Annotated in this window: 6 protein-coding genes; 4 read left to right on the top strand and 2 right to left on the bottom strand. The window is 41.0% G+C overall.

Annotated features, from left to right (window positions below):
- Positions 1 to 474: 474 nt before the first annotated feature.
- Positions 475 to 1,047 (bottom strand): peptidylprolyl isomerase, encoded by a 573-nt coding sequence (locus FTV34_RS12435; protein ID WP_180070383.1) that lies wholly within the window; start codon positions 1,045 to 1,047, stop codon positions 475 to 477.
- A 103-nt stretch (positions 1,048 to 1,150) separates the two neighbouring features.
- Between FTV34_RS12435 and FTV34_RS12430 the strand changes: the two genes are divergently transcribed.
- Positions 1,151 to 1,822 (top strand): acetoacetate decarboxylase family protein, encoded by a 672-nt coding sequence (locus tag FTV34_RS12430; RefSeq protein WP_180070381.1) that lies wholly within the window; start codon positions 1,151 to 1,153, stop codon positions 1,820 to 1,822.
- A gap of 45 nt (positions 1,823 to 1,867) precedes the next feature.
- Here FTV34_RS12430 and FTV34_RS12425 read toward each other — a convergent pair whose 3' ends face one another.
- Positions 1,868 to 2,938, bottom strand: coding sequence for an alpha/beta hydrolase (locus FTV34_RS12425; protein WP_180070379.1), 1,071 nt, complete (start codon positions 2,936 to 2,938; stop codon positions 1,868 to 1,870).
- 213 nt (positions 2,939 to 3,151) lie between these two features.
- Between FTV34_RS12425 and FTV34_RS12420 the strand changes: the two genes are divergently transcribed.
- The 3 genes from FTV34_RS12420 to dnaK all read left to right on the top strand — a co-directional run bounded on the left by FTV34_RS12420 (position 3,152) and on the right by dnaK (position 6,978).
- Positions 3,152 to 3,646, top strand: a complete 495-nt coding sequence (locus tag FTV34_RS12420; protein ID WP_180025579.1) for a hypothetical protein — start codon at positions 3,152 to 3,154, stop codon at positions 3,644 to 3,646.
- Positions 3,647 to 4,370: 724 nt separating this feature from the next.
- Positions 4,371 to 4,919 (top strand): nucleotide exchange factor GrpE, encoded by a 549-nt coding sequence (gene grpE, locus FTV34_RS12415; RefSeq protein WP_104427027.1) that lies wholly within the window; start codon positions 4,371 to 4,373, stop codon positions 4,917 to 4,919.
- 118 nt (positions 4,920 to 5,037) lie between these two features.
- A complete protein-coding gene (gene dnaK, locus FTV34_RS12410) occupies positions 5,038 to 6,978 on the top strand; it encodes a molecular chaperone DnaK (protein ID WP_180070377.1) in 1,941 nt (646 codons plus the stop codon).
- Positions 6,979 to 7,061: the final 83 nt, after the last annotated feature.

Below are 7,061 nucleotides of genomic sequence, written 5' to 3'. Positions count from 1 at the left end.
CCAGCGTTCAATCTGAGCCATGATCAAACTCTTCAGTTAAAATCATTTCGAACTTTATAAGTAAAGTTCTTAAACTTGGCTCATCAATTTTCTGACAAATATTTCTCAAATAAACTTCGAGTAATTTCTACCATTCAATCAATGAAAATAATTTCGATCAATCAACCAGTAAAAATCCACACAAGTTGTTCTTCATAATCTCTTAATGATCTTTCTAACACCTCGTCAGTGCTAGAAGCTGGACTTTGATAAACTTAACAACTCAACGCTTCGCGTTTCGTTCGTTTCCGTCTATCTCGTCGGTATGAGCTCATTATAGGGCAATTTCCTACACAAGCAAGTGCTTTTAACGCACACCAATCATGACTGTTTCATTTTTATGCACCAAATTGGTTCATTTTTCTACCAATTGTTACATAAGTTCATAATATTCCAAAGAAAATATAAACAAAACATTTATGTTTTATTTTTCACTTACTTTTTCACGCTTGGTGCTTTAATGGTCACACTGTTAATTTTTACTGCTGTTTTCGGGACGTCCTGATGCATGCCATAGTTCTGAGTAGGTACTTGAGCGATCTTATCGACTACCTCCATACCTTTAGTAACCCGCCCAAATACCGCATATCCAGCATTTCTTGGTGAACGGTCCAGAAAACTGTTATCTACTAGGTTAATAAAGAACTGTGCTTTAGCCGAATTAGGATCATTGGTACGTGCCATGGCCAAAGTGCCACGTTTGTTTTGCAAACCATTATCTGATTCATTCTTGATTGAAGCTTTATTATTGGCTTTTTCTTGCATGTTGAGATCAAAACCTCCGCCCTGAATCATGAAGCCTGGAATGACCCGATGGAAAATGGTTCCTGTATAGAAGTTGCTTTTGACATATTCTTCAAAGTTTTTCACCGTAATCGGTGCTTTGTCATTAAAGAGTTCAATTTCGATATTACCGGATGAGGTCTTCATCTCGATCAGGGTATTGGCAGCAAAACTTGGCAAGCTAAGTGCGATCAACGCGATAGCAGATAATGATTTTTTTAACATTTTTTAACTCATCTACTGATAAAGAAAGGTTGAGATTCACAACATATTAATCTTTCATGACTAATAATGCAGTGACCTGCCGACTAAAGACAAGAGAATAATAATGAGCCATGCATTACTACAGGAGAAAAGCGTCCATCAATTTCCGCCTTGGCATTTGCAGGGGGAGGGTTTTATTCTGAATTACTGGATTACCCCTCATTTTATTCGTGAATTTCAGAGTTTTCGGATTGCGCCATCTCCACTCGGCCGTGTCGTTCAGGTTTTATTGGTGCGCTACCATCATTCTCCTGTGGGTCCTTATGATGAATTGCTGATTATGGATCATCCTTTAATTAGCAGACGGCGTCTTTCGACTATTCCGAAAATTTATGTCTCTACTCATGAATCTATTGTGCATGGTCAGCACTTGTGGGGTATTCCTAAAGAATATGCAGAGTTTGACTGGCAAGAACAGGGACAGGAAACGATTTGTCGCATAACTCATCGTGGGCAAAGCATGACGCTTCGTCTTAAAAAACCTAAATCTCCTCGTTCTTTCTATTTAAATAGTCATCATCTTCCAAGCTCCATGCTAAAAATCCGGCAAACCTGGAAATCCCAGTATTATCAGTTTAGCCCTCAATTCCGGGGTTATTTATCCAAGCTCATTCAAGCAGAGTGGCAAGATACTCAGGATATATTCCCAGATTTTTCTAAAGCTAAATATTTACAAAGCTTTTATGTACCTAAATTTAATTTAGTCTTTCCAGAAGCCAAGATCCATAAAAAATAAAAAAGGTGTTTCACGTGAAACACCTTTTTTACATCTATTTTTGAATCAGATCTTTTTATCCAGGAATTTACGGAAATTCTTGCTGAGTTCAATAACCTGCTTTTTCGAACGTTTATGAATTGGGGTCAGATTGATAAAACCATGTGCCTGATCCGTATATTCCTGATAGTACACTCGTACCCCATTCTCACGTAACTTCAGAGCATAGATTGAACCCTCATCATGCAACACATCATGACGGGCGGTAATCACATAGGCAGGCGGTAGATTCTTCAGTTCACCATAGGTCGGTGAAATCAGCGGATCGTCCAGTTCGACCTGATGTGTTTCAGCATATAGCTTGGTCACCAGATCAATATCCTGAGCTGAAAGTACCAGGCCCTGATTGTATGCATAAAAAGAAGGATGGCGGCTTTTAAAATCGACAGCCGGGTAAAGCAATAACTGTGCGCGAGGTGCATAGATTTTATCGGCACTCCGCTGCGCAACCACTGCCGCCAGATTTCCACCTGCACTATCCCCTGCCACTACAATCTGGTTTTTATAGATTTTCAACTGCTTGATGTTTTGATGTACCCAAGCCAGAGCATCTTCACAGACCTGTACCATCTGCAAAGGACTGTATTCGGGCGTTAGCGGATAAGCCACGCTGAGTACCTGCACCTTGGCATGCACCGCCAATAAACGGCAGAACTCATCATGCGTATCCAGACCACCCACTATAAATGCACCACCATGATAGAAAATGACCATCGGCAATTTTTTCTGTGGTGCCGGATGATAATGTCGGGCAAAGATAGTGCCATTTTGCAATGGCAAACGCAGATCCTCGACTGCCTTGACCGGCGTCGGTTTCGCCTGAATAGCTTTCATGCGTTCATCAAACAGTTGACGTGACTGCACCGCATCTGCACTAATAAAACTGTGCTCTCCCTGTTTAATCTGAATCGCCATCAAGCATTTTATATAAGGATCCAAATCAGGATAGTCATAAGGATAATCCAATGCTTTTACCAGACGTTCTTGTGCAAAGCTCGGCAGGCAATCCAGCAAACGTGCTGCAGTGCCCTGCCCCTTATACATTACAAATTTTGTGACCGGATTATTCGCACCCATGAGTTTTCATCCTTTTCCCATAATTCTTCATTTTTTCTACATGATTAGGGTTTTAGTGACCATATTCTTATATAAGTCTTAATATCAATGTACATAGATCATCTGCCAAATACGCTAACCTGAATTTAATCAGATGTCATTGACAGTTTAAGTAAGATTTTTACAGCACTTTTGCGACTTTGATGTAGAAGTCTGTATAAAAGGAGATAGCTTATGGCGATAAGAATAATAACGGTATCCTTAGCCACTGCATTTTTAGCCGTAGGCTGTGTGGCTTTTCCTGATGATGGTTATTATGACGGACGTTATGACCGTCGCGATCGAGGTTATGACTATCGCTATGATCAGGATCGTCGCTATGACCGGCAACGCTGGGAATATGAACAGCAACGTAAGAGGCTGGAACTGGAACGGCGCAAAAATATTCAGCAGCGTAACTGGGAACAGGAACGTCGTCGGCAAATAGAACTGGATCGTCGTAAAACTCAACTGGAACGACAACGTCTGGAACAGCAACGCAAGAATCTGAGTAACCAGCGTCAGAAACAGGCCCAGGCCGAACGTAAACGTCGCCAGCAGCTGGAACAACGTAAAAAAGTGGCAGAACAGCAGCGTAAACGGGTTCAGCAAAACCGCTCCAATAATCCACGCTGGAATGATCAGCGACGTAAACAGGAACAGCAGCGACCACGTAATCGTCGTGATTAGGCAGAATATAAATAAAAAAAGAGGCCCTGATTTAGATCAGGGCTTTTTTTATGGACTCGGTTTTATGGTTTTGATCTCATTCCAGTTATTTTCTTTGAATAGAAGAAATGTTTTTACTCAACACAGCCTTGATGAAGATGATCCCATTTTATAAGTCGAAAACCGTAGCAAATTTCAGGCAAAAAAAAGGCTTATCTAGAGAAAAGATAAGCCACGAAAACACATTTCTAAAAAAGAGAAGAAACTACAGCGATAGAATCTGAAATGAATAATATAGCGTTGCTCATTTTTTGTGTAATACTTTATTGCTTAGTTATTAATCGCTTTTATGTCTAAAAAATAATCTGGACAAAAAAAAGCCGGACCATGTGTGAGGGATCCGACTGGAAAAAACAGCTTAAAAAATAAGGCAACAGCAACCTGGTTCAGCTCTCTCCTCAGAACAAGGTCGCTGTTAATGACGCTATGATGCACCGGTTCTAAAAATATTTAAAACAGATAAAAATTATTATTTGTATCTAAAAATACGATGCTACTTTTATGAAAGCCATTAAATCTAAATAAATCCTAAAATTAATCTGTAGTTGTGCTTGAATTTTTTACCCCTGCCCCGATTTCTTTAAATAATTAAAAATTTCAATCATGGCAGTTCAGTATTAACGCAGTTAACTCTGACGCCCAAGGACTGTACATGTTTAAGAACCCATTTAAACGGAGTAAATCAATGGCAACTGAGCAGAACGAACAAGCTCAAGATCTTGAGCAAGAGCAAGCGACACAAGAGATAGAGCAAACTCAAGCTGAACCTGAGCAAGTAGAAGTTACCGTTGAATCTTTACAAGAGCAGATTGCACAACTTGAAGGTGACTTAAAGTTAGAAAAAGCACGCACTGCCAATGCAGTTTACGAAGCACAAAAAAGTGTGGAACGTATCCAGCGTGAATCAGAAAAGCATAAAGACACTGTGCTGGAAAAGTTCTCTAAAGAGCTGCTAGATACAGTGGATAACCTGGAGCGCGCGATTGTTGCTGCAGGGGAAGAACAGGGCCCGTTACGTGAAGGCGTAGAACTGACCCTGAAAGCGTTGCTCAATACACTAGAGAAATTTGGTGTAGTCGCAGTTGATACCGCAAATGGTTTTAATGCTGAATTGCATCAGGCAGTCGGTATTGATCCAAATGCCAAATCTAATGAAATCGGTACAGTCTTGCAAAAAGGCTATGCCCTCAATGGTCGTTTATTACGTCCTGCAATGGTCATGGTTGGCGCTTAAGCTAAATAAATCGGGAGTTTGTGAAATTTTTTCTAAAAATTTACTTGAAAAAAATTGAACGGCTCTCATATCGGATAACAAGTGTAAATCACAAAAAAATTTTTGAGGAAACATCCAAATGGCTAAAATCATTGGTATTGACTTAGGTACTACAAACTCATGTGTTGCAGTACTTGAAGGCGACAAAGTTAAAGTTATCGAAAACGCTGAAGGCGCACGTACAACTCCATCTATTATTGCGTACAAAGATGGCGAGATCCTTGTTGGTCAATCAGCTAAACGCCAAGCGGTAACCAACCCTAAAAACACATTATTCGCGATCAAACGTCTGATCGGTCGTCGTTATGAAGACCAAGCGGTACAAAAAGATATCGGTCTGGTTCCTTACAAAATCCTGAAAGCTGACAATGGCGATGCTTGGGTTGAAGTAAACGACAAGAAACTTGCTCCACAACAGATCTCTGCAGAAGTTCTGAAAAAAATGAAGAAAACTGCAGAAGACTACCTGGGTGAAACAGTCACTGAAGCGGTGATTACTGTTCCTGCTTACTTCAACGATGCACAACGTCAAGCAACTAAGGATGCAGGTAAAATTGCAGGCCTAGAAGTTAAACGTATCATCAACGAACCAACTGCTGCGGCGCTTGCGTTCGGTATGGACAAGAAAGAAGGCGACCGTAAAGTTGCGGTATACGACTTGGGTGGTGGTACATTCGACGTTTCAATCATTGAAATTGCTGACCTTGATGGCGACCAGCAAATCGAAGTGTTATCAACTAATGGTGATACCTTCCTTGGTGGGGAAGACTTCGATAACGCATTGATCGACTACTTGGTTGAAGAGTTCAAGAAAGAACAAAACGTTAACTTGAAAAACGATCCACTTGCGTTACAACGTCTGAAAGAAGCAGCTGAAAAAGCAAAAATCGAGCTTTCTTCTTCTAACGCAACTGAAATCAACCTTCCATACATCACTGCAGATGCGACTGGTCCTAAACACTTAGTGATCAATGTAACTCGTGCAAAACTTGAAGGTTTAGTGGCTGATCTTGTAGCTCGTACCATCGAGCCTTGTAAGATTGCGCTGAAAGATGCAGGTCTTTCAACTTCTGACATCTCTGACGTAATCCTGGTAGGTGGTCAGTCTCGTATGCCACTTGTACAACAAAAAGTACAAGAATTCTTCGGTCGTGAACCACGTAAAGACGTGAACCCGGACGAAGCAGTCGCAATGGGTGCTGCGATCCAAGGTGCGGTATTGTCTGGTGACAAAACTGACGTACTTCTTCTTGACGTAACTCCACTAACTCTTGGTATTGAAACCATGGGTGGCGTGTTGACTCCAATTATTGAGAAAAACACGACGATTCCCGCGAAGAAATCTCAGGTGTTCTCAACTGCTGCGGACAACCAGCCTGCTGTAGACATTTCAGTTTACCAAGGTGAACGTAAAATGGCTCAACAGAACAAATTGTTGGGTAACTTCCAGTTAGGTGACATCCCACCTGCTCCACGTGGTGTGCCACAAATTGAAGTATCGTTCGACATCAACGCAGATGGTATCTTGAAAGTATCTGCGAAAGATAAGAGCACTGGTAAAGAGCAATCTATCCAGATCAAAGCAAACTCAGGTTTGTCTGATGCTGAAATCGAAGCAATGATCAAAGATGCTGAAGCAAATGCTGAAGAAGACCGTAAGTTCGAAGAACTGGCTAAAGCACGTAACGAAGCGGATGCGCTAGTTTCTTCTGCTCAAAAAGCAGTAAAAGATCTTGGCGAACAAGTGACTGCTGACGAAAAAACTGCAATCGAAACTGCGATTTCTGAGTTAGAAGCGTCTACGAAAGAAAATGATGTTGAAGCAATCAAAGCGAAAACTGAAGCATTGCAAAACATTATTATGCCGATCACTCAACGTGCTTATGAAGCAGCTCAAGGCCAAGGCGGTGCACAAGGTTTCGATCCTAATGCATTCCAAGGCGGCGAAGGCCAAGCCCAAAAAGCAGATGACGGCGTAGTTGATGCTGAATTCACTGAAGTAAAAGATGACAAAAAATAATTTGTCACTTTGAGAAAAAGACCGCATTTTATGCGGTCTTTTTTTTGTTCAATACATAGGCAATAGAATCTTTTTTAATTAAA

This window comes from Acinetobacter sp. YH16038, assembly GCF_013417275.1.
Taxonomy (GTDB): domain Bacteria; phylum Pseudomonadota; class Gammaproteobacteria; order Pseudomonadales; family Moraxellaceae; genus Acinetobacter.
Note: the sequence above shows the minus strand (reverse complement) of the source record. Positions and strands in the feature narration are given on the sequence as shown.

Excerpts from the sequence above, each read along its gene's own strand:
- FTV34_RS12435 (WP_180070383.1), bottom strand. The coding sequence starts at position 1,047 with ATGTTAAAAAAATCATTATCTGCTATCGCGTTGATCGCACTTAGCTTG.
- FTV34_RS12430 (WP_180070381.1), top strand. The coding sequence starts at position 1,151 with ATGAGCCATGCATTACTACAGGAGAAAAGCGTCCATCAATTTCCGCCT.
- FTV34_RS12425 (WP_180070379.1), bottom strand. The coding sequence starts at position 2,938 with ATGGGTGCGAATAATCCGGTCACAAAATTTGTAATGTATAAGGGGCAG.
- FTV34_RS12420 (WP_180025579.1), top strand. The coding sequence starts at position 3,152 with ATGGCGATAAGAATAATAACGGTATCCTTAGCCACTGCATTTTTAGCC.
- grpE (WP_104427027.1), top strand. The coding sequence starts at position 4,371 with ATGGCAACTGAGCAGAACGAACAAGCTCAAGATCTTGAGCAAGAGCAA.
- dnaK (WP_180070377.1), top strand. The coding sequence starts at position 5,038 with ATGGCTAAAATCATTGGTATTGACTTAGGTACTACAAACTCATGTGTT.